We start from the raw sequence: 20,071 nt of genomic DNA, 5'->3' as shown, positions 1-20,071 counted from the left end.
GACACCGTTCGCTTTCTTGCCTAAGGTGAGGCCGATTCGCCCGAGCCCGCCCCCGGCCGAACGGACACCGGATGACCGATGGGCCCATGCCCGCCGAACTGCCCGACGTGCTGCGGCAGCATCTTCAGGCCGCCGTCGAGGAGATGGAGCGGGAGATCCGCGACCAGGTGCCCGAGTACGCGGGCGCGGACGGCGGCGAGTACGCCCGGAGGGTGGAGCGGACGGTCAGCGACACCGTCGCGTTCTTCGTCGACTCCGTCGACCATCCGAAGGCCGACGCCCGGAACATCACCGAGCTGTACATGCGGCTCGGCGAGGAGGAGGCGCGGCACGGCCGGAGCCTGGCCGCCCTGCAGAACGCGATGCGGGTGAGCAGCCAAGTCGCGTGCCGCCGGTTCATCAAGGACGCCTACCGGCTCGGCTGGTCACGCGAGACCCTGGGCCGGTTGACGGACTCGCTGTTCCTGCTGCTGGCGCGGGTCGCGGACGCCGCCGCCCAGGGGTACGCCCGCGAGCAGGGGCAGCAGGCGACCGAGCGGGAGCGCCGCCGCGACCGGCTCCGGGATCTGCTGGTCGCCGAGCCGCCGCCCGGGCAGGAGGCCATCGCCGAGCTGGCGGTCGCGGCCCGCTGGGAACTGCCGAAGAGCATCGGGCTGGTGGCGCTGCCCGCCGGGGCGCCCGCGGGCGCGCGGATCCTGCCGCCCGCCGTGCTGGCCGACTGGGACGCGCCGATCCCGTTCCTCGTGGTGCCCGATCCGGAGGGCCCCGGGCAGGACCGGCTGTGGCCGGCGCTGCACAGGCTCGGCACCGCCGCGATCGGCCCGACCGTCCCGATCGGGCAGGGCGCCCTCTCGCTGCGCTGGGCCCGGCACGCCCTGACCCTGGCGGAGCGGGGGCTGCTCCCGGACGACGTCCCGGTCCGCTGCGTGGACCACATCGCGTCGCTGGCCACGCTCGCGGCGGACGAGCTGGTCGGCGCGACCGCCGGGGCCGTCCTCGGCCCGCTGCTGGAGCTCGCTCCGGCGCGCCGCCAGCCGCTCGCCGAGACGCTGCTCACCTATCTGCAGAGCGGCGACAACGCGGTGATCGCCGCGGAGCGGCTGCACATCCACGAGCAGACCGTCCGGTACCGGCTGCGCCGCATCGCCGAGCTGACCGGCGGGCGGTTCACCGAGCCGGACGGGCGGCTGGACGTCATGCTGATGCTGAGCTGGCTGGTGCGGACGGGCCGCGCCGAGCAGCCGGCGTAGCCGCCGCGCACACCGGGCAGTCCGGGTCCTCGGCGAACGGCTCCCAGCGCGGGACGAGGCCCGTCTCCAGATCGAGGACGATATGGGCGCCGGCGGCCCGCGGCGGTTCGAAACCCGTCAGATAGCGGAGCGCCTCATAGGCCACCAGCGAGCCGAACTGCATGGTGAGAGGTCCGATGAGCGCGTTGACGAACGGCCGGGACCGGACGAGCCGCTGCGCGGCGGCGCCCGCCGGGTCGTCCGGGCCGGGCAGCCCGGCCTCGTTGCAGCGCAGGCAGCGGCTGCGGCCTGGATCGACCGAGCAGTACAGCAGCTGCGTGCGGGTCATGCCGCCGGTGACGAACGGGACGCCCGCCCGCACCGCGACCTCGTTGATCCACAGCTGGGAGCCGGGCTCGCCGTCGAGGCCGCCGACGATCACGTCGGCGCCCTCGGTGAGGTCCGCGAGGTCGTCCGGGCCGCCGATCCACCGGTCGACGGCGCGCACCTCGATGGACGGATCGTACTCGCGGACCCACTCGGCCGCCCGCTGCACCTTCGACCGCCCCACATCGCCGTGCCGGTACAGGAACTGGCGGGTCAACCACTCGGCCCTGAAGGCAAGGCCGCGTAGTTAGGCGGTGGAGGGCGTCCGTCAACTCACTTGTTTTCGTGGCGGTGTGGCGCCGTGCAACAGGAACGGGACCTCTGATAGTCGCGGTGAAGCCGACCAAGGTCTTCACTGCTCGTATGAGAGGTCCCGTTGTCCCGCCAGTCTGCCATCTGCGTGGTCACCCGTGCCGTTGAAGCTGCCGCAGGTCTGTTCGCGCCTGGTCATCTGGGCGAATTGACCCAGCACATCCCCTTCGAACTCGTCGACGACGTGCTGGAACGCACCGGCCGTACCGAGCGCCGGCTGCGACGACTGCCCTCGCGGGTCGGGGTGTACTTCGTGCTCGCTCTCGCGCTGTTCCCTGCCCTGGGGTACGCCCGGGTGTGGAGCAAACTGGTGGCGGGCCTGGGCCCGGCCGCAGGCGCGGCCCCATCGGAGAAGGCGCTGCGTGACGTGCGCCGACGCATCGGCGCGGCACCTTTGAAGCTGCTGTTCGAAACGCTGGCAGGTCCGGTGGCTCAGCCGGGAACCCCGGGCGCCTGCTACCGGCGCTGGCGGACCGTGGCCCTGGACGGCTGCTCCTCGATCAAGGCTCCTGACCAGCCGCGGGTCATCGGCTGGCTGGGCAAGGTCTTGCGGCCCAACGGCTGGGACGGCTATCCGATGCTGCGGCTGATGGTCTTGTGCGAGACCGGAACCCGCGCGCTGCTCGGCGCCTGCTTCGGCCCCACCGACCGCGGCGAGCGCCACTACGCCCAGTCCCTGCTGAACCTGCTGGATGCGAGCATGCTGGTGCTGGCCGACCGCGGCTTTGACTCCGATGACTTCCTCGCCCAGGTGACCGACACCCAAGCTCACCTGCTGATCCGCCTGAACGGACGACGGACCCCGGCCGTGCTCGCCCGCCTGCCCGACGGGTCGTTCTTGACCCGGATCGGCGGCCGGCACCTGCGGATCATCAACGCCGGCATCACTGTCACCTGCGCCGACGGCCAGCCCTTCACCGAGCACTACCGGCTGGCCACAACCCTGCTGGACCACCGCACCGACCAGGCCGCAGCCCTGGTCAAGCTCTACCACGAACGCTGGGAGGTCGAATCCGCCTTCTACGCCCTGCGCCACACCCTCCTGGACGGTCTCGTCCTGCGCTCACAAGACCCGTTCGGCATCGCCCAGGAACTGTGGGCCCAGCTGACCGTCTACCAGGCCCTGCGGCGCGCGATGTCCGAGGCCACCGGCACCGTTCCCGGCATCGACCCCGACCGGGCCAGCTTCACAACCGCCCGTGAGGCCGCCCGCGACCAGCTCGTCACCGCGCAAGGCATCCTCCCCGGCTCCCCGGGCAGCGGGGCCCTCACCGAGGCGGTCCTTTCCAGCCTGCTGCCCAGGCGCCGCACCCGCACCAGCGCCCGAAAGGTCAAGGCGTTCACCTCCCGCTATCGCGGCAACTCCGCCGATCCCAGGCCGCTGACCAGCCGGAACATCACCCACCTCGCCATCACGATCACAAAACCACCCCAAGACATCACCTCCTCTCCCAGCACCAGCGGCCAAGGGCGACGCGATCGCACCGTCCGCCTCCTAAGGACCGACAGCGACCGCGACTGGACCGCGCACGAGATCGCCAAAGCCCTCGGGATCGACCACTACCGCAGCCTCTGCGCGCAGCTTGGGCACTGGGTGAAAGAAGGCGTCCTTCACAGGACAGCCCGAGGGCTCTACCGGCTGACACCGACCTGGCAAGCACCAGAAACGATCACGGACTTGCCACTGCCCCCCACCGCCTAACTACGCGGCCTTGGCCCTGAAGGACCGAGCTTGCCGATTCGGTCCTTGTGGGCGTTGTTTACGCTCCCGACTGCCCGCTACGGCGGGGCGGTCACGGGTCGCATCCACCAGCCCGACGCTAGGCGGGGGCCGGATCGGGCATGTTGACGAATACCCACGCCGAGCGTGCGCGGTCGCGCACGTTGACCCCGGCGACGACGTCGGCGGGCCCAGCGAGACCACACCGACGACAGCAGAAGCGATCCCGAGCGGGCCGGTTGGCCTGCGCGATGTGGCCGCAGCGCGGGCAGCGCTGCGAGGTGTAGGCCGGATCCACCGTGATGAACGGCACACCGGCGCGACGGGCCTTGTAGGCGATGAACGCGCCGAGTTGGTGGAAGGGCCAGGAGGACAGGCATGCCCGCTGGTCGCGAGGAACCGTGACCCGTGCGCGTATCCCACTCAGCTCTTCGAGTGCGATGCCGCGTCCGGTGTGTGCCGCGACGGCGACGACCTGCTTGGAAATCGTGTGATTGACATGCCGGGCGTGCCGCGCCTCCCGGCGGGCGCGCTTCTTCAGCCGCCGGGCCGCCGCGCGGGTGCGTTTGGCCTGGAGTTCGGCGCGTTTGCGGGCCTGCCACCGCCGGTACCGAGCCAGGCGGCGGCCCCGGTGGTTGTCGCCATCGCTGGTGGTGGCCAGGTTGACGATGCCCCGGTCCACCCCGACCCAGTCGACAGGCTCGAACACCTCCGGCTCGGGGACCTCGCAGGTGGCCAGCAGGAACCATTTCCCGTCCCGGTGGACCAGGTCTGACTCGCCTTTGCGGTGCGCGGCGAGCGTTTTGGCCTGGTCGGGTGAGCAGGTGAACCGCAGGTGCTTGCGCCGCCCGGCCACCGTCCAGATGCTGACGGTGCCCGCGTCCACCTGCCACGACAGGCACCGGTCGTCGTAGGTGTGTGCGGCGTCGGGGCGGAAGGCGATGGGTTTGGACTCGGCTTTGCGGCGCCGCTTGAACCTCGGGCCGCCCAGGCCACCGTTGCGGATGCCGGCGCGCAGGGTGGTGTAGGCGTCCACGACACGTTTGATGACATGCTGGGCGGCCTGCGCACCCAGCCCGCCGGCTTTGAGGTCTCCGTAGCACAGCGTCCGCAGGGGGAGTTCACGGCCGCGGAGCCCGAACTTCTCGAAGGCCAGGGCCGCGACATGGTTAGCAGCGATGTTGACCTGGTGCAGGGTGTCGGTCAGCGCCGCCGCCTGCTCGGGCGTCGGCAGCAGCTTGACCTGTACCACCAGTTTCACAGTCCGTGACTGTATCATTACGTTACCCAGGCGGGCGGGACGCCGGCGGCGCGGGCCGCCAGCCAGTGCCAGCACTCGTGCACCGCCATCACCGCGAGCGCGAACGGCGTCAGGACGAGCGCGCTCAGCCCGACGTCGTCGAAGACGAAGGCGTCCGTCCCGGGGTCGGGACGCAGCGGCGGCCGGACGGCGAGCACCGCGAGGTCGAACAGGACGCAGGCGCCGTAGACCGTCCACGCGACACGGCCGAACAGCGGCCGGGCACGCTCGGGACGCACTCCCCGGATCCACGGGCGCTTCGCGGCGGCCCGCCCGCCCGCGGCGGGTTCTCCCGGGCCCGGTTCGACGAAGCCCAGGCCACGGAGGGTGCCGATGAAGTCGGGGACGTCCACGGGCTCGCCGACGAACTCCTCGGCCTCGCGCGCCGCCTCCGCCACGGTGGCGCCGCGGCGCAGCGCCGCGATCACGACGGCGCCCACCGCGGGCATCGCCACGAACGTCCCGGTCTCGGGGTCGCCGACGAGGACGTCGTCGCCGTCCGCGACGACGCTGAGCGGGCGAAGGCGGACCGGCCCGCCGCCGGAGACCGCGCCGGTCACAGGAAAGCGGCGACGCGGGCGGCGAACTCCTCTGGCGTGACGACCTCGACGCCGAGCTTCTCGGCCTTGGCCTTCTTCGACCCGGCCTTCTCGCCCGCGACGAGCAGGGACGTGCGGGCCGAGACCGACGAGGACGCCTTTCCCCCGGCGCGTTCGATCAGCTCGTTGACCTGGTTGCGGGACAGCCCGTCCAGCGCGCCGGACATCGATCCGGTGGCGACCACGGATATCCCGGCCAGTGGCAGGTCCGAAGCTCCGGATTCGGCCGTTTCGGCGGGGCCGGTGGCTCCCGGTTCGGTCATCGTGACGCCGGCGGCGACGAGCTTGTCGATCAGCGGGGCCAGTTCGGCGATCTCGGCCACCAGGATCGCGGCGCGTTCGGGGCCGACGCCCTCGACCTCCTGGAACCCCTCGGCGTCGGCGGCGCGGATCGCGTCCATGGTGGCGAAGTGCCGGGCGATGCGGCGGGACATGGACCGGCCGGTGCCCCGCACGCCGAGCGCGCAGAACACCTTGTTCAGCGGCTTGGCCTTGGCGCCCTCGATCGCGGCGAGGAGCGCGGCGGTGCTGGTCTCGCCCATCCGCTCCAGGGCGATGACCTGGTCGTGGGTGAGGGTGAACAGGTCGGCGAAGTCGCTGATCAGGCCGGCGTCGACGAGCTGGTCGATGCGGTTCTCGCCGAGCCCCTCGATGTCGAGCTGGTCGCGGCCGACCGCGTACCGGACGGACGCGACGGCGCGGCAGGCGCGGCCCCGCGCACACCGCCACCGCTGCTGGGACGCGTCGATCCCGTCGCCGCAGCGCGGGCACGCCGACGGCACCTCGATCGGCCGCTCCTCCCCGGTGCGCAGGTGCACGACCGGCGCCTCGACGCGCGGGATCACGTCGCCGGCCTTGTAGACCGTGACGTGGTCGCCGAGCTTCAGACCGCGCCGCTCGATGTCGGCGGCGTTGTGCAGGGTCGCGTAGGTGACGGTGGAGCCGTCCACCTCGACGGGTTCGAGAACGGCGCGCGGTGCGATGACCCCGGTGCGGCCGACGTTCCACTCGACGTCCAGCAGCCGGGTGATCTTCTCGACCGCCGGCAGCTTGTAGGCGATCGCCCAGCGCGGCGCGCGAGAGGAGATCCCGGCGTCGGCCTGGTCGGCGGCCGCGTCCGCCTTGATCACGATGCCGTCGATGCCGAAGTCGAGTTCGGCGCGCAGCCCGGCGATCTCCTCGACCCGCTTCCGCGCCTCCTCGATCGTCGTCGCGGTGATCGCCGGCACCGGCGTCGAAGCGGTGGTGTCGGCGCCGAGACCGGCGACCATCTCCATGATCCCGCTGTGCGGCAGTTCCCGCAGGCGGGCGGCCGTCGCGTCGTCGGTGCCGTCCATCGGAAGGGCGCCGTAGGCGAAGAACGTCATCTCCACCTGGTACGGGCGGTCCTTGGCGCGCAGCGACCCGGCGGCGGCGCTGCGCGGGTTGGCGAAGGCCGCTCCCCCGGCGCCGGTCCGCGCGCCGTTGGCGGCCTCGAACTGCGCGCGGGTCATCAGCACCTCGCCGCGCAGCTCGACGGTGACCGGCTCGGCGAGCCGCCCCGGCAGGCCGAGGACCATGCCGATGCCGTGCGAGACGTCCTCCCCGGCGGCGCCGTCGCCGCGCGTCACCAGCTGGACGAGCCGCCCGCCGCGGTAGCGGGCCGAGATCGCCAGGCCGTCCAGCTTCGGCTCCACGCTCCAGACCCCGACCTCGCGGCCGAGCCTGCGGACCAGGCCCGCGGCCCACGACTCCAGCCCCTCGGCGGAGAACACGTTGTCCAGGCTCAGCATCGGGACGGTGTGCGGCACGTCGCCGACGACCGCTCCCCCGGCCACCTTGCCCGTCGGGGAGTCCGGCAGTACCTCGTCCGGGTGCCCGGCCTCGTAGGCGGCGATGCCGCGCACCAGCCGGTCGAAGTCGTCGTCGTCGAGCGGCGAGTCGCCCTCGCCGTAGTAGGCGGCGGAGGCCGTGACGGCGGTCTGGACGGCGGCGGCGTAGGCGGCCTGGTCGCCGATCTCGGTGCGGGCCGGTGTCTCGGTCATGACCACATCATGCCTGGTACCACCGACATTTCCGGGTCTCAGCGGGCGGCCAGATGGTGCCCCAGGAAGGCGAGCTGCGGGCGCAGACGAGGCCGCCAGAAGGCGCCGTCATGGCAGCCGCCCTCCAGCCCGCCCTCCGGATGCACCCGGTCGCGGAACTCGCGCACCCGGTCGGCGAACGGGTCGCTCGTCCCGCAGTCGACGCGGAGCGGGACGCCCTTCAGCTCGTCCAGGGCCGCGAAGATGTCGTTGCGGGCGTAGTCGGCGGCGCTGTCGAACGAGCGGGGGTTGGTGGCGAGCGCGTCCTTGTAGGAGGTGAACAGAGCCGGGGACGAGGCGACGACGGCGGCCATGCGCCTGGCGCCGAGCCGGCGGGTCAGGAGCAGGGCGCCGTAGCCGCCCATCGACCAGCCCATGGCGCCGATGCGGTCCGTGCGGGCGCCGCGCCGGTGCAGCCGCGGCAGCAGCTCGTCCACGATCATCCCGATGGGGTCGTCGCCGTTCGCGCGGTGGTGCCAGTAGGTGTCGGGTCCGCCGTCGACCGTGACAAGGGCGAACGGGGGAACGCCGCCTTTCGCGACGGCGTCCGGCAGGTAGTGGTCCAAGGCCAGGTTCCGCACGACGGAAGGCCCGGTGTCGCCGCTGCCGTGCAGCGCGACCACGACCGGCAGCCCGCGCAGGGAACGGCCGTCGGCCGGCGGCACGATGGTCGCGGTGACGGTGGTGCGGCGACGCGCCGAGCGCCACGTCATCCGCTCGACGCGGACGGACGCGGCGGGCGGCGCCGGCAGCTCTCCGCACTTGCCGAGCGCGCGGTCCAGCCGGACCTTGCCGGGCACGACCTCGTTCTCCACCAGGGCGTACCCGGTGCCGCCCATGGCCGCGGCGGCGCCGATGCCGCCGAGTCCGCCGAGCAGGAGCGTGCGTCTGCTGATCAAAACCGGGGTCCTTCCTGGGAGGAGCGTTCGGGTCTTGGACGCCGCCGGGGCGGCCGGGTTCCATCGGGCGAAGGTAGCGGGTCAGGGCGCCGCTTCACTCCCGCGGGCGGCGTGCGCGGAGCGGGAGAGCAGCGCGACGCCGCCGGTGAGCAGGACGACGCTGAACGAGACGGCCACGAAGGCCGCGGCCGTCCGGGGCGGCAGCGTGTGGAAGGCGAACGCCGCCACCAGGTAGGACGCGATGGGGTTGGTCATCGTCATCGCGGTCATCGCGGCGGGCAGCGACCCGGCCGCGAACGCCCGCTGCTCGATCACGAGGCCGAGCAGCGTGCTGCCCGCGAGCGCGTAGCCGGGCCAGTCCGCGGCGGTGGCCGCGACGCCGCGGTTGACGAGGTCGGCGGTGGTGAGCTTGATCAGCACCGCGGTCGCCGCGAAGCACAGCCCGGCGCAGACGCCGAGCAGCGCGGCCCGCACCGGGCCCTTGCGCAGCCACGCCGCCCGGGACAGCACGACGACGAGCGGCGCGGCGATCAGCCCAGCGAGGAGGATCCGGGGACGCGACGGCGCCCCCTCGGGCGGGATCGCCCCCGGCACCGTGAACAGGACGGCCAGGCCGGCCGACACGGCGATGCCGCCGAACAGGTCCATCCGGGCAGGGGGCCGGCCCGTCCCGATCGTGCCGAGCGCGATGGTGAAGACCAGCTGGGTGACCAGCAGCGGCTGGACGATGGCGGTCGAGCCGAAGTGCAGCGCGATCGCCTGCGCGCAGAACCCGGCGAGGTTGACCCCCCACCCGGTCAGCCACACCGGGTCGCGGAGCAGGCGGCGGAGCAGCCCGTGCACGGCCGAGGCGTCCGATACGCCGTGCACCGCACGGCGGGCGGCCCTGTACTGGAGGGCGGCCGCCCCGGCGAACAGGAACGCGGCGAGCAGGCTGAAGCAGACCGACCACCCCATCAGACCGTCCCGCTCTGCGCGCCCATGGTGGCGCGTTCCCCGCTGAAGGCATGGGTGACCAGGTACACGACGAGGGCGGTCTGCGCGGTCGCGATCTCCCGCGCGGCCGACGCGGCCCGTCCCCCGTCCTCGTCCTCCGTCCCGGACGCGACCGCTTCGCTCCGGATCACGACGCCCTCCCGCCTCGCGCATCGCACCGCCCTACCGATCATCCTCCCCACGATCGGGCGGGACGACCATGCCGGCCTGTTCTTCCGGGTTCCGCCTCCGGAACGGGTTTTCCTGCGGAAACTCCCGCCCAACCCTTGACCACGGCGCCAAACGGGCATAAAAACAAGAGAATCAAACCCAAACAGGAGGGAAACCACATGGAGCGCGGAACGGCCCGCACATGATCGTGACGGTGACGCTCAACCCGAGCCTCGACCGGACGATCGAGGTGGACGTGCTGACCCGCGGCGCGGTCATCCGGGCCAGGTCCGCGCGGCTCGACCCGGGCGGCAAGGGCGTCAACGTGTCCCGGGCGCTGCTCGCCAACGGCGTCACCTCCACCGCCGTGGTCGCGGTGGGCGGCGCGGACGGCGACCAGCTGCGCCGGCTGCTGGAGACCGAGGGCATGCGGGTGCACGCCGTCCACGTCGCCGGGCGCACCCGGTCCAACGTCACGATCGTCGAGCCCGGCGGCGTCGTCACCAAGCTGAACGAGCCCGGCGGCCCGCTGTCGCCCGCGGAACTGGACGAGGTCGGCGCGGTCGTGGCGGCCGAGGCCGGCGCCGCCAGCTGGGTCGTCGGCTGCGGCAGCCTCCCGCCGGACGTCCCGGAGACCACCTACGCCGAGATGTGCCGCCGGTTCGCGCCGGACGGCATCCGCGTCGCGGTCGACACCAGCGGCCCCGCGCTGCGCGCCGCCGTCACCGCCGCGCCCGACCTGATCAAACCGAACCGTGAGGAGCTCGCCGAGGCGGCCGGCGGCCCGGTCGACACCGTCGCCGACGCCGTCGAGGCCGCCGGGGAGCTGCGGGCGCGCGGCGCCCGCGCCGTCCTGGTCAGCCTCGGTGCGGAAGGAGCCGTGCTCGTCGACGACGACGGCGTCCTCACCGGCGAGGCGCCCGTCGCCCAGCCGCGCAGCACGGTCGGCGCGGGCGACGCCCTGCTCGCCGGGTTCCTCGCCGCCGGAGCCCGCGGCTCCCGCGCCCTCGCCGAGGCCCTCGCGTGGGGCGCCGCGGCGGTGCGGATGCCCGCGAGCCGGATGCCCGGCGCGGCCGACGTCCGGCGCGACATCGTCCGCATCCATCCGCGCCCCGACCTCACCCGTCCCCTCCTCACCTGACCCCTGTCCACCCGACCCCTGCGAGCAGTCCCACCCCCGATCGACAGGAGGCCCGAGATGGCCACCACGTACACCCCGGAGCCCACCGGGAGCGGGTTCCGCGCGAACATCCAGCGGCTCGGCGGCAAGATGGCCGGGATGGTGATGCCGAACATCGGCGCGTTCATCGCCTGGGGCCTGATCACCGCCCTGTTCATCCCGACCGGCTGGCTGCCCAACAAGGATCTGGGCGAGCTGGTCGACCCGATGATCAAGTTCCTGCTGCCGCTGCTGATCGGCTACACCGGCGGCCGGATGGTGCACGGCCAGCGCGGCGCCGTCGTCGGCGCGGTCGCGACCGTGGGCATCATCGTCGGCGCCGAGGTGCCGATGTTCTTGGGCGCGATGATCGTCGGCCCCCTGGCGGCGTACCTGCTCAAGCTGTTCGACGGCCTCGTCGAGGACCGTGTCCGGACCGGGTTCGAGATGCTCGTCGACAACTTCTCCGCCGGGATCATCGGCGGCGCCATGGCGGTCGCGGGCAACCGGGTCATCGGCCCGGTCATGAACACCTTCACCGAGTGGGCCGGGGACGGCGTGAGCTGGCTGGTCGACCACGACCTCCTACCGCTCACGTCGCTGCTCATCGAGCCCGCGAAGGTGCTGTTCCTGAACAACGCCGTCAACCACGGCGTACTCGGCCCGCTCGGCGTGCAGCAGGCCGCCCAGCACGGCAAGTCCGTGCTGTTCATGCTGGAGTCCAACCCCGGGCCCGGCCTCGGCGTCCTGCTCGCCTACTGGTTCTTCGGGCCGCGGCGGCTGCGCCCGAGCGTCCCGGCGGCCGCCATCATCCACTTCTTCGGCGGCATCCACGAGATCTACTTCCCGTACATCCTGATGAAGCCGCGGATGATCCTCGCCGCGATCGCGGGCGGCATGACCGGCGTGGCGATCTTCGTGGCGACCGGCGTCGGCCTCGTCGCGACCCCGTCGCCCGGCAGCATCTTCGCCTACCTGGCGCAGACGCCCCGCGGCGCCGGCAACTGGATCGGCGTCTACACCGGCCTGTTCGCCTCCGCCGCCGTCTCCTTCGGTGTCGGCGCGGCGCTGCTCGGCTTCGGCAGGCTCGCCGAGGCGCGCGCCGGCGGCGACGACGGCGCGGACGGGGAGACCGCCGATACCGCCTCGCAGGACGCCGCCCCGGGCGAAGCGTCCGCGAAGGACGCCGCCGCCCCAGAGAGCGCCGAGGCGAAGGGCTCCGGCGACGGTGCCGCCAAGGAAACGACCGCCCACTGACCACCCACCATCGGAAGGCACACCCACGATGAACGGCAAGGACATCCGCAAACTCGTCATCGCCTGCGACGCCGGGATGGGCAGCAGCGTCATGCTCGCCGGGCAGCTCCGCAAGGCGCTGAAGAAGAGCGACGTGACGGTCGAGCACACGCCCGTCGACGCGATCCCCGGCGACGCCGACGTGGTCGTCTGCCACACCGGGCTCGCCGCCCGCGCCCGGCGCGGCGCCGGGGACACCCCGGTGATCCCGTTCGAGGTCTACCTCGGCGACCCCGCCGTCGACCGGCTGGTCAAGGCGATCAAGGACGGCGGTGAGGTCGGTGCCTGACCGGGCCGCCGGCCTGCTCGCCCCGGAGGCGATCCGGCTGGACGCCCGGGCCCGCGGCCGCGACCACGCCATCCGGATCTGCGGGCAGGTGCTCGTGGACGCCGGCGCCGTCGAGCCCGCCTACGTCGACGCGATGCTGGAGAGGGAGCGCTCCATCTCCACCTACCTCGGGGAGGGCGTCGCGATCCCGCACGGCACGTCCGGAGGCCGCGACCTCATCCACCGCGACGCGCTCGCCGTGGTGAGGTTCCCCGACGGGGCGGACTGGGGCGGCGACACCGTCACCGTCTGCATCGCGATCGCGGCGCGCGGCGACGGCCACATCGAGATCCTCGCCGAGCTCGCCCAGGTCCTCATGGACCCGGACCGGGCACGCGCGCTCCGCGAGGCCACCGAGCCCGAGCAGGTCCTCGCCCTGCTCTCACCGCAAGAACAGCAACCGACAGAACAGGAACATCCCGTATGAAGGTCGCCCGTTTCTACGCCCCCGGCGACATCCGCCTGGAGGACGCGCCCGAACCGGCGCCCGGGCCAGGCGAGCTGAAGATCCGCGTCCGCAACTGCTCGACCTGCGGGACCGACGTCAAGATCTCCCGGTTCGGGCACCACCACATCGTCCCGCCACGGGTGATGGGCCACGAGATCGCCGGCGAGGTCACCGAGGCCGGGGCGGGCGTGGAGGGCTGGACGGCGGGCGACCGCGTCCAGGTCATCGCCGCGATCCCCGACGGAACGTGCGCGGAGTGCCGCCGCGGCAGGATGACGGTCTGCACCGCGCAGGAGTCGATGGGCTACCACTACGACGGCGCGTTCGCCGAGTACATGATCGTCCCGGCGAAGGTGCTCGCGGTGGACGGGGTGAACCGCATCCCGGACGGCGTCTCGTTCGCCGAGGCGTCGGTGGCCGAGCCGCTCGCCTGCGTGCTGAACGGCCAGGAGCTGGCGCGGGTCGGCGAGGGCGACGACGTCGTGGTGTTCGGCTCCGGCCCGGTCGGCTGCCTGCACGTGCGGGTCGCGCGGGCCCGCGGCGCCGCCCGGGTGTTCCTCGTGGAGGTCAACGCCGAGCGGCTGCACCAGGCCGCCGCGATCGTCAAGCCCGACGCCGCGATCGACGGCGGCGTCACCGACGTGGTCGAGGAGGTCCTCGAACGCACCGGCGGACGCGGCGCCGACGTCGCGATCACCGCCGCCGCGTCGGGCGCCGCGCAGGAGCAGGCGCAGCGGCTGATGGCGCCCGGCGGCCGGGTGAGCCTGTTCGGCGGGCTGCCGAAGGACGCCCCGGTCATCTCCGTCGACGCCAACCGCGTCCACTACCGGGAGCTGTCCCTGGTCGGCGCGAACGGGTCGAGCCCCGCGCACAACGCCCGGGCGCTGGAGCTGATCGGGTCCGGCCGGGTGCCGGTCGAGGACCTCATCACCCACCGGCTTCCGCTGGACGCCCTGCACGACGCCCTCGACCTCGTCACCAAGGGCGCCGCGATCAAGGTCACCATCGAACCCTGAAGGAGACGGCCATGGCCGAACGGAACGTCGTCATCGCCGCGGCGCAGGGCCTGCACGCCCGCCCGGCGCAGCTCTTCGTCCAGGCGGCGGCGCGGCAGCCGGTGCCGGTGTCGATCCGGGTCGGGGACGGTTCACCCGTCCCGGCGAACAGCATCCTCGGCGTGCTGTCGCTCGGCGCCCGCCAGGGCACCGAGGTGACCCTGTCCGCCGAGGGCGACGCGGCCGGCGGGGCGCTGGAGGAGCTGGCCGGGCTCCTCGCCCGCGACCTGGACGCCGAACAGCCCGCCTGACCGCCCGCGAAACCGGCAGAATGGACACGCACCGCGACACGGACGGGACGGGTGAGACGACGGTCATGTACGCCGAGGAACGACAGCACGCGATCCTCGCGCTGGCTCGCTCGAAGGGCCGCGTGGACGTGGTCGCTCTCGCCGAGGAGTTCTCGGTCACGACCGAGACGATCCGCCGCGACCTGACCGTGCTGGAACGCGCCGGGACGATCCGGCGGGTGCACGGCGGCGCGATCCCGGTCGAACGGCTCGGCTTCGAGCCGGAGCTGGCGGCTCGGGACGCGGTGATGACCGAGGAGAAGCAGCGCATCGCGAAGGCGGCGCTGGAGGAGCTGCCCGCCGACGGGTCGGTCATCGTGGACGCGGGGACGACGATGGCCCGGTTCGTCCAGCTGCTGCCCACCGACCGCGAGCTGACCGTGATCGTCAACTCGCCGCCGCACGCGGCGGTGCTGGCGACCCGGCCCAACCTGACAGTGATCATCCTGGGCGGCCGGGTGCGCGGCCGGACGCTCGCCACGGTGGACGACTGGGTGCTGCGCCCGCTGGCCGACCTCTGGGTGGACGTGGCGTTCATGGCGACGAACGGCTGCTCGGTGGAGCGCGGGCTGACCACGTCCGACCAGGCCGAGGCGGCGGTGAAGCGGGCGATGATCGCCTCGTCCCGGCGGCGGGTGCTGCTCGCCGACCGCACCAAGATCGGGCACGACCATCTGGTGCGGTTCGGCGACCTCGCCGACATCGACGTGCTGATCACCGACACCGGTCTGGACACCGACCTCGCCGCCGACCTCGCCGCCGAGGGCCCCGAGGTCGTCCGCGCCTGACCGGACGGGGCCGGGGGGCCGCCGTCCCGCGCCCGGGGGCTGCGCGGGACGGCGGCGAGCTCCGTCAGCCCGCGGCCGGGACGCCGTTGGCCGGCGCCTGCGGCTGCGTGCCCGTGTAGGGCTGGATCGGGCCGTCACCGTCGTCGGTGGTCATCGGCTGCCCCTGCGGCACGACGTTCTCGCCCTTGATGGTGCCGATCACCGCCCCGGTGTAGCCGGCGTGCGACCCCGCGCTGTAGGCGAACGGGACGACGCCCGGCCCGGTGAAGTGCGACTTCTCCAGCGCCTCCACGATGCCCTTGCGGGTCGGGTTCTTGCCGGCCGCCTGGAGCGCCTGCACGAAGGCGTAGGCCACCGACATCCCGTAGACGATGTTGCCGTTGAACGGCAGCTTCGGGAGGTACTGGTCGTGGACCTTCTTGAACAGCGCCGTCCAGCTGTTGGAGGTGTCGCCCGGTGCGGACAGGTAGCCGTCGGTGACCATGCCCTGGATGAGCGGGCTGCCCTTCACCTCGCTGCCGCCCTTCTTGGCGAAGCTCTCCAGCAGCCCGGTGAGGGTGATCGGGTCGGACCCGACGTTGCTGACGGCGAACGTCGGCTTGTAGTTCAGCTTCAGCGCGGCGAGCCGGAACAGCGCCGTGTAGGTGGGGATGCTGAACAGCACGACGACGTCCGCCTTCGACTGGGCGATCGCCTGGGCCTGCGCGCCGATGTCGGTGTTGCCCGGCTGGTAGGACTGCCGGGACACGACCTGGTCCTTCGGGATGTACTTGTCGAGGCCCTTCACCCCGTCCTGCCCGAAGTCGTCGTTCTGGTAGAAGTAGGCGACCTTCTTCCCGGCGTAGGTCTTCTTGATGTAGTCGCCGAGGATCTTGCCCTCGCGGATGTAGTCGACCTGCCAGCCGAACGTCTGCGGGTGCTTCTTCGGCTCGTCCCAGCAGCCGCAGCCGGACGCGACGAACAGGTCCGGGACGCGCTGGGCGTTCAGGTAGTCGACCACCTTGGAGTGGGTGGGCGTGCCCAGCCCGTTGAACATCGCGAAGACCTTGTCCTGGAGGACGAGCTTCTGCGTCACGCTGACGGTCTGGGTCGGGTTGTAGGCGTCGTCCACGTACTTGTAGACGATCTTGCGTCCGTACACGCCGCCGTTGGCGTTGACGTAGTCGAAGAACGCCTTGGACGCCGCGGAGTTGGCGCTGTAGCCGGGCGCGGCCGGCCCGGTCAGCGGCTGGTGGCTGCCGATCGTGACGGTGGTCGCGGTGACGCCGGGCGCGGAACCGCCGCCGTCCCCGCCGTCACCGCCGCAGCCGCTCGCCGCGACCGCCAGCGTCGCCGCGGTCATCAGGGCGAGCGCCCGCCTTGTCCGGGGTCGCTTCATCTGCTCCTCCTGGGTGCGTTGTGGTAGGCCCCGATGGTGATGCGCCCGGCCCGGGGGCCGGGTCGCGTCTGTTGCGTGTGCGGCGCCGGACGGCGCCGCCGATGTCGCGCAGTCCTCCCTGGAGGCCGCGCGGGAAGGCCAGCGTCACCACGATGAGGACGAGGCCGTAGATGGCGAGGGGCAGATTCGACGCGATGTTGTGCGAGAAGCCGGACGAGGAGGACAGGTCGGACGCCCACGTCGGCACGTACACCAGGATCAGGGCGCCCCAGACGGCGCCGGACAGGCTGCCGAGGCCGCCGATGATGATCGCGGCGATGAGCTGGAGGGACAGCGTGAGCGGGAACGCACCCGGGGCGGCGAGCGTGGCGACCACGGCGAGCAGCCCGCCGGCGAGGCCGGCGCAGGCCGCCGAGACGACGGTCGCGGCGATCCGCAGCCGGGCCACGCGGACCCCGTTGAGGGCGGCGGCGATCTCGTCGTCGCGGCTGGCGCGCAGCGTCCGGCCGAACCGGCCGCGGGTGAGGTTGGCGAGCAGGAACAGGGTGACGACGGCGCCCAGGCAGGAGATCCACGCCTGCCAGCGCTCCAGCGGGAACGTCTCGCCGAGCCCCGCGGGCGGGACCGGCGGGACGACCGTCAGCCCGTTCTGCCCGCCGAGCTCGTCGGTGAGCGGCTTGTAGTTGGCGAGGCCGGGCAGCCCGACGGCGAAGGCGAGGGTGGCGCCGGCCAGGTAGGGGCCGTGCAGCCGGGCGGCGACCGCGCCGACCACCACTCCGGCGACGGCGGTGACGCCGGCCGCCGCCGCGAGGACCGCCGCGAGCGGCCAGCCCCAGTGCCCGATGACCAGCGCGGCGGTGTAGGCGCCGACCGCCATGAAGGCGCCGTGCCCGAGAGAGATCTGCCCGCCGAGCCCGGTCAGCACCGTCAGGCCGGCGACCGCGCAGGTGAGGTAGGCGGCCTGCGCGATCTGCAGGTCGCGGTAGGGGCCGACGGCCGTGGTCAGGAAGTACAGCGCGACGATCGCCGCGAGGGCGCCCGCCGTGTGGCGGGTCAGGGTCGATCGGCGCAGGACGTTCAGCGCAGCGGTGCTCACCGTGTCACACCCTCCGTCCGGTGCTCGCCGCGAACAGGCCGTTCGGTCTGATCATCAGGACGGTGATGAGCGCGGCGAGCGCGCCGAAGGTGACCAGGTCCGAGCTGACGTACCCGGACACGTAGCTGAGCGCGCAGCCGAGCAGCAGCCCGCCGACGACGGCGCCCACCGGGCTGTCCAGCCCGCCGATCACCGCGGCCGTGAATCCGAAGACGAGCATCGAGTCGAACTGGGCGGGCCCGACGAACACCGACGGGGCGACCAGCACCCCGGCGAGCGACCCGACGAGCGCGGCCAGCGCCCACCCCAGCGTCAGCATGCGGCCGACCCGCACGCCCTGCAGCCGGGCGATCTCCGGTGCGAACGCCGACGCCCGCAGCCGCAGCCCGAGGTCGGTGCGGACGAACAGCAGCGTCAGCAGCACCATCACCGCGGCGACCGCGCCGATGACGAACAGGTCGAACGGCGACAGCAGCAGCCGTGTCCCGCCCACCGACAGGCCCTCGATGGTGAAGGCGGGCGGATAGGAGTGCGGCGTGTCGCCCCAGATCATGCCCGCGCCCGACTGCAGCAGGACGAACAGCCCGAGCGTGACGATGACCGCGTTGAGCGGCGGCTTGTTCTCCACCGGGCGGACCACGACCCGCTCCACGACGGCGCCGATCACCAGCCCGGAGGCGAGCGCGACACCGAGCGCGAGCCAGTAGGAGCCGCCCTGGTCGATGACGCTCCAGGCGAGGAACGTCGTGAACATCAGCATCCCGCCCTGCGCGAAGTTCACGATGCGGGTGGAGCGCCAGATCAGCACCAGCGCGAGCGCGACCGCCGCGAACACCGCGCCGGAGGTGATGCCGGCGAGCGTGAGATTGATGAAACGGACCATCAGAACCCCAGGTATGCGTGGCGGAGGCGGTCGTCGGCGGCGATGGTCGCGGCGGCCTCGGCCGCCACCACCGCGCCGAGGTCCAGGACGATCGCGCGGTCGGCGACGGACAGCGCGCTGCGGGCGTTCTGCTCGACGAGCAGGACCGTGCGGCCGTCCTCGTCGCACAGGCGCCGCAGCACGGCCATGAGCTGCGCGACCACGCGCGGCGCGAGGCCGAGGGACGGCTCGTCCACCAGCAGCAGCCGCGGCCCGCCGGTGAGCGCCCGGGCCAGCGCGAGCATCTGCCGCTCGCCGCCGGACAGCGTGGCGGCGGTGCGGGCGCGCCGCTCCGCGAGCGGCGGGAACAGCTCGTACATGTCGGCGACCCGCCGGTTGAGGGCCGCCCGGTCGCGCCGCCACAGCCCGCCCAGCCGCAGGTTGTCCTCGACGGTGAGCTCGGTGATGACGCCGCCGCTCTGCGGGACGTGCGCGACACCGAGCCGGACGATGTCCTCGACCGGCAACCGGGTGAGGTCGCGGCCGTCCAGCTCGACGCGTCCGGCACGCGGCCTCAGCAGCCCGGAGACGGTGCGCAGCAGGGTGGTCTTCCCCGCGCCGTTCGCACCGAGCACCGCGGTCACGGAGCCTTCGTCAACCGACAGGTCCACGCCGCCGAGCGCGCGGGCGGCGCCGTAGTGGACGGTGAGGTCCTTCACCTCAAGCACCGGCGACCTCCTCACCGAGGTAGGCGTCCAGGACGGCCGGGTCGTCGCGGACCTCGTCGGGCGTCCCGGTGGCGATGACCTTGCCGAAGTCCAGCACGACCACCTGGTCGCAGACGTTCATCACGAGGTCCATGTGGTGCTCGACGAGGACGACGGCAGGCCCGCGGCGCAGGCCGCGGATCAGTTCGGCCAGCTCGTCCATCTCGGCGGAGGACAGGCCGGCGGCCGGCTCGTCCAGCAGGAGCAGCTCGGGCTCGGCGACGAGCGCGCGGGCCAGCGCGACCCGCTTCTGCACGCCGTAGGGCAGCTGCCCGGGCAGCCGTCCGGCCTCGTCCGCCACGCCGAGCTCCGCCAGCCGCGTCATGGCCCGCTCCCGCAGGGCCGCCTCGTCCCGGTCGGCGCGCGGCAGCGCGAACAGGCCGGACCAGAACCCGGTCTTCGCGTGCGGGTCGGCACCGACCATCACGTTCTCCAGCACCGTCAGCCCCGGGAAGAGCCCGAGCCCCTGCAGCGTGCGGGAGATGCCGAGCCTGGTCAGGTCGTGCGGCCGATGCCGGCCGAGCACCCGGCCCCGCCAGCGCACCTCGCCCGACCTCGGCCGGACGAACCCGCACACCACGTTGAAGAGCGTCGTCTTGCCGGCGCCGTTCGGCCCGATCACACCCGTGACCCGGCCCTGCGGCGCCGTGAGAGACACACCGTCCAATGCGACGAGCCCGGCGAAGCGGACCGTCACATCTCGAAGTTCAAGTAGGGAAGAGGAGCCGGGCATGTCGCCTCACCTCGCCGCCGAATCATCGCGAATCCCCCGAGGCCAGAATGCACATACCGACTGGTCGGTTCCATGAAGATAGAATCACTGGGCGGCTCCGGTCAACAGCCAAATCGCAGGTCCCGATACCTAGCGCGCCGAATCACCCTCGGCCCGGTAGGCTGATCGGCGATCTGCGGGCGGCCGCGCCGGGGCGGCACGAGACCCGGGGGCATT

General features: G+C 72.8%; 20 protein-coding genes and 1 pseudogene. 9 read left to right on the top strand and 12 right to left on the bottom strand.

The genetic code is table 11. From position 1 onward, the window contains the following. Positions 1-71 precede the first annotated feature (71 nt). Complete coding sequence (locus ACQPXG_RS20820) at positions 72-1,250, top strand: PucR family transcriptional regulator (protein WP_433469357.1); 1,179 nt, start codon at positions 72-74, stop codon at positions 1,248-1,250. On the opposite strand, the gene ACQPXG_RS20815 is transcribed toward ACQPXG_RS20820, so the two are convergent. Beyond that, positions 1,195-1,833, bottom strand: a complete 639-nt coding sequence (locus tag ACQPXG_RS20815; protein WP_433469356.1) for a HesA/MoeB/ThiF family protein — start codon at positions 1,831-1,833, stop codon at positions 1,195-1,197. The genes ACQPXG_RS20820 and ACQPXG_RS20815 overlap by 56 nt on opposite strands. Before the next feature lie 159 nt (positions 1,834-1,992). Between ACQPXG_RS20815 and ACQPXG_RS20810 the strand changes: the two are divergent. Further along, positions 1,993-3,650, top strand: a pseudogene (locus tag ACQPXG_RS20810) (IS4 family transposase). A gap of 98 nt (positions 3,651-3,748) precedes the next feature. Here the strand turns inward: ACQPXG_RS20810 and ACQPXG_RS20805 are convergent. The 6 genes from ACQPXG_RS20805 to ACQPXG_RS20780 all read right to left on the bottom strand — a co-directional run bounded on the left by ACQPXG_RS20805 (position 3,749) and on the right by ACQPXG_RS20780 (position 9,636). Next, on the bottom strand, positions 3,749-4,909 hold the full coding sequence (locus tag ACQPXG_RS20805) for an RNA-guided endonuclease InsQ/TnpB family protein (RefSeq protein WP_433469355.1): 1,161 nt from the start codon (positions 4,907-4,909) through the stop codon (positions 3,749-3,751). 17 nt (positions 4,910-4,926) lie between these two features. Beyond that, a complete protein-coding gene (locus ACQPXG_RS20800) occupies positions 4,927-5,508 on the bottom strand; it encodes a hypothetical protein (RefSeq protein WP_433469354.1) in 582 nt (193 codons plus the stop codon). Beyond that, positions 5,505-7,571 carry an NAD-dependent DNA ligase LigA gene (ligA, locus tag ACQPXG_RS20795; protein WP_433469353.1) on the bottom strand — a complete coding sequence of 689 codons (2,067 nt, stop codon included), beginning with the start codon at positions 7,569-7,571 and terminating at the stop codon, positions 5,505-5,507. Before ligA ends, ACQPXG_RS20800 begins: the two co-directional genes overlap by 4 nt. A 38-nt stretch (positions 7,572-7,609) precedes the next feature. Then, positions 7,610-8,509: an alpha/beta hydrolase gene (locus tag ACQPXG_RS20790; protein WP_433469352.1), complete on the bottom strand. Its 900-nt coding sequence runs from the start codon at positions 8,507-8,509 to the stop codon at positions 7,610-7,612. 81 nt (positions 8,510-8,590) lie between these two features. Continuing rightward, on the bottom strand, positions 8,591-9,466 hold the full coding sequence (locus ACQPXG_RS20785; protein WP_433469351.1) for a DMT family transporter: 876 nt from the start codon (positions 9,464-9,466) through the stop codon (positions 8,591-8,593). After that, positions 9,466-9,636 (bottom strand): hypothetical protein, encoded by a 171-nt coding sequence (locus tag ACQPXG_RS20780; RefSeq protein ID WP_433469350.1) that lies wholly within the window; start codon positions 9,634-9,636, stop codon positions 9,466-9,468. Before ACQPXG_RS20780 ends, ACQPXG_RS20785 begins: the two co-directional genes overlap by 1 nt. Before the next feature lie 233 nt (positions 9,637-9,869). Between ACQPXG_RS20780 and pfkB the strand changes: the two genes are divergently transcribed. The 7 genes from pfkB to ACQPXG_RS20745 all read left to right on the top strand — a co-directional run bounded on the left by pfkB (position 9,870) and on the right by ACQPXG_RS20745 (position 15,019). Continuing rightward, positions 9,870-10,796 (top strand): 1-phosphofructokinase, encoded by a 927-nt coding sequence (gene pfkB / locus ACQPXG_RS20775; protein ID WP_433469349.1) that lies wholly within the window; start codon positions 9,870-9,872, stop codon positions 10,794-10,796. A gap of 57 nt (positions 10,797-10,853) precedes the next feature. Then, positions 10,854-12,071: a mannitol-specific PTS transporter subunit IIC gene (gene mtlA, locus ACQPXG_RS20770; RefSeq protein WP_433469348.1), complete on the top strand. Its 1,218-nt coding sequence runs from the start codon at positions 10,854-10,856 to the stop codon at positions 12,069-12,071. A gap of 28 nt (positions 12,072-12,099) precedes the next feature. Further along, a complete protein-coding gene (locus tag ACQPXG_RS20765; protein ID WP_433469347.1) occupies positions 12,100-12,399 on the top strand; it encodes a PTS lactose transporter subunit IIB in 300 nt (99 codons plus the stop codon). Beyond that, positions 12,392-12,865 (top strand): PTS sugar transporter subunit IIA, encoded by a 474-nt coding sequence (locus tag ACQPXG_RS20760; protein ID WP_433469346.1) that lies wholly within the window; start codon positions 12,392-12,394, stop codon positions 12,863-12,865. Before ACQPXG_RS20765 ends, ACQPXG_RS20760 begins: the two co-directional genes overlap by 8 nt. Next, on the top strand, positions 12,862-13,902 hold the full coding sequence (locus tag ACQPXG_RS20755; RefSeq protein ID WP_433469345.1) for a zinc-dependent dehydrogenase: 1,041 nt from the start codon (positions 12,862-12,864) through the stop codon (positions 13,900-13,902). The genes ACQPXG_RS20760 and ACQPXG_RS20755 overlap by 4 nt, the downstream gene beginning before the upstream one ends. A gap of 11 nt (positions 13,903-13,913) precedes the next feature. Next, complete coding sequence (locus ACQPXG_RS20750; protein WP_433469344.1) at positions 13,914-14,192, top strand: HPr family phosphocarrier protein; 279 nt, start codon at positions 13,914-13,916, stop codon at positions 14,190-14,192. Positions 14,193-14,257: 65 nt separating this feature from the next. Then, the gene (locus ACQPXG_RS20745) at positions 14,258-15,019 is read left to right on the top strand and encodes a DeoR/GlpR family DNA-binding transcription regulator (RefSeq protein ID WP_433470019.1); all 762 of its coding nucleotides are present in this window, start codon (positions 14,258-14,260) and stop codon (positions 15,017-15,019) included. A gap of 64 nt (positions 15,020-15,083) precedes the next feature. Here the strand turns inward: ACQPXG_RS20745 and ACQPXG_RS20740 are convergent, their stop codons facing one another. Genes ACQPXG_RS20740 through ACQPXG_RS20720 form a run of 5 tightly spaced genes read right to left on the bottom strand, consistent with a single transcriptional unit; the run spans position 15,084 to position 19,855 of the window. Beyond that, positions 15,084-16,397, bottom strand: a complete 1,314-nt coding sequence (locus ACQPXG_RS20740; protein WP_433469343.1) for an ABC transporter substrate-binding protein — start codon at positions 16,395-16,397, stop codon at positions 15,084-15,086. After that, positions 16,315-17,493: a branched-chain amino acid ABC transporter permease gene (locus ACQPXG_RS20735; RefSeq protein WP_433469342.1), complete on the bottom strand. Its 1,179-nt coding sequence runs from the start codon at positions 17,491-17,493 to the stop codon at positions 16,315-16,317. Before ACQPXG_RS20735 ends, ACQPXG_RS20740 begins: the two co-directional genes overlap by 83 nt. Positions 17,494-17,497: 4 nt before the next feature. Beyond that, complete coding sequence (locus ACQPXG_RS20730; protein ID WP_433469341.1) at positions 17,498-18,376, bottom strand: branched-chain amino acid ABC transporter permease; 879 nt, start codon at positions 18,374-18,376, stop codon at positions 17,498-17,500. After that, a complete protein-coding gene (locus ACQPXG_RS20725; protein WP_433469340.1) occupies positions 18,376-19,098 on the bottom strand; it encodes an ABC transporter ATP-binding protein in 723 nt (240 codons plus the stop codon). Before ACQPXG_RS20725 ends, ACQPXG_RS20730 begins: the two co-directional genes overlap by 1 nt. Beyond that, complete coding sequence (locus tag ACQPXG_RS20720) at positions 19,076-19,855, bottom strand: ABC transporter ATP-binding protein (protein WP_433469339.1); 780 nt, start codon at positions 19,853-19,855, stop codon at positions 19,076-19,078. The genes ACQPXG_RS20725 and ACQPXG_RS20720 overlap by 23 nt, the downstream gene beginning before the upstream one ends. Between the last annotated feature and the right edge of the window lie 216 nt (positions 19,856-20,071).

Source organism: Spirillospora sp. CA-128828 (assembly GCF_050945415.1).
Lineage (GTDB): Bacteria > Actinomycetota > Actinomycetes > Streptosporangiales > Streptosporangiaceae > Spirillospora.
Note: the sequence above shows the minus strand (reverse complement) of the source record. Positions and strands in the feature narration are given on the sequence as shown.

Bases quoted from the DNA above. Each gene is read 5' to 3' on its own strand.
- ACQPXG_RS20740 (WP_433469343.1), bottom strand. From the start codon at position 16,397: ATGAAGCGACCCCGGACAAGGCGGGCGCTCGCCCTGATGACCGCGGCG.
- ACQPXG_RS20750 (WP_433469344.1), top strand. From the start codon at position 13,914: ATGGCCGAACGGAACGTCGTCATCGCCGCGGCGCAGGGCCTGCACGCC.
- ACQPXG_RS20785 (WP_433469351.1), bottom strand. From the start codon at position 9,466: ATGGGGTGGTCGGTCTGCTTCAGCCTGCTCGCCGCGTTCCTGTTCGCC.
- ACQPXG_RS20720 (WP_433469339.1), bottom strand. From the start codon at position 19,855: ATGCCCGGCTCCTCTTCCCTACTTGAACTTCGAGATGTGACGGTCCGC.
- ACQPXG_RS20820 (WP_433469357.1), top strand. From the start codon at position 72: ATGACCGATGGGCCCATGCCCGCCGAACTGCCCGACGTGCTGCGGCAG.
- ligA (WP_433469353.1), bottom strand. From the start codon at position 7,571: ATGACCGAGACACCGGCCCGCACCGAGATCGGCGACCAGGCCGCCTAC.
- mtlA (WP_433469348.1), top strand. From the start codon at position 10,854: ATGGCCACCACGTACACCCCGGAGCCCACCGGGAGCGGGTTCCGCGCG.
- ACQPXG_RS20745 (WP_433470019.1), top strand. From the start codon at position 14,258: ATGTACGCCGAGGAACGACAGCACGCGATCCTCGCGCTGGCTCGCTCG.
- ACQPXG_RS20730 (WP_433469341.1), bottom strand. From the start codon at position 18,376: ATGGTCCGTTTCATCAATCTCACGCTCGCCGGCATCACCTCCGGCGCG.
- ACQPXG_RS20755 (WP_433469345.1), top strand. From the start codon at position 12,862: ATGAAGGTCGCCCGTTTCTACGCCCCCGGCGACATCCGCCTGGAGGAC.
- ACQPXG_RS20765 (WP_433469347.1), top strand. From the start codon at position 12,100: ATGAACGGCAAGGACATCCGCAAACTCGTCATCGCCTGCGACGCCGGG.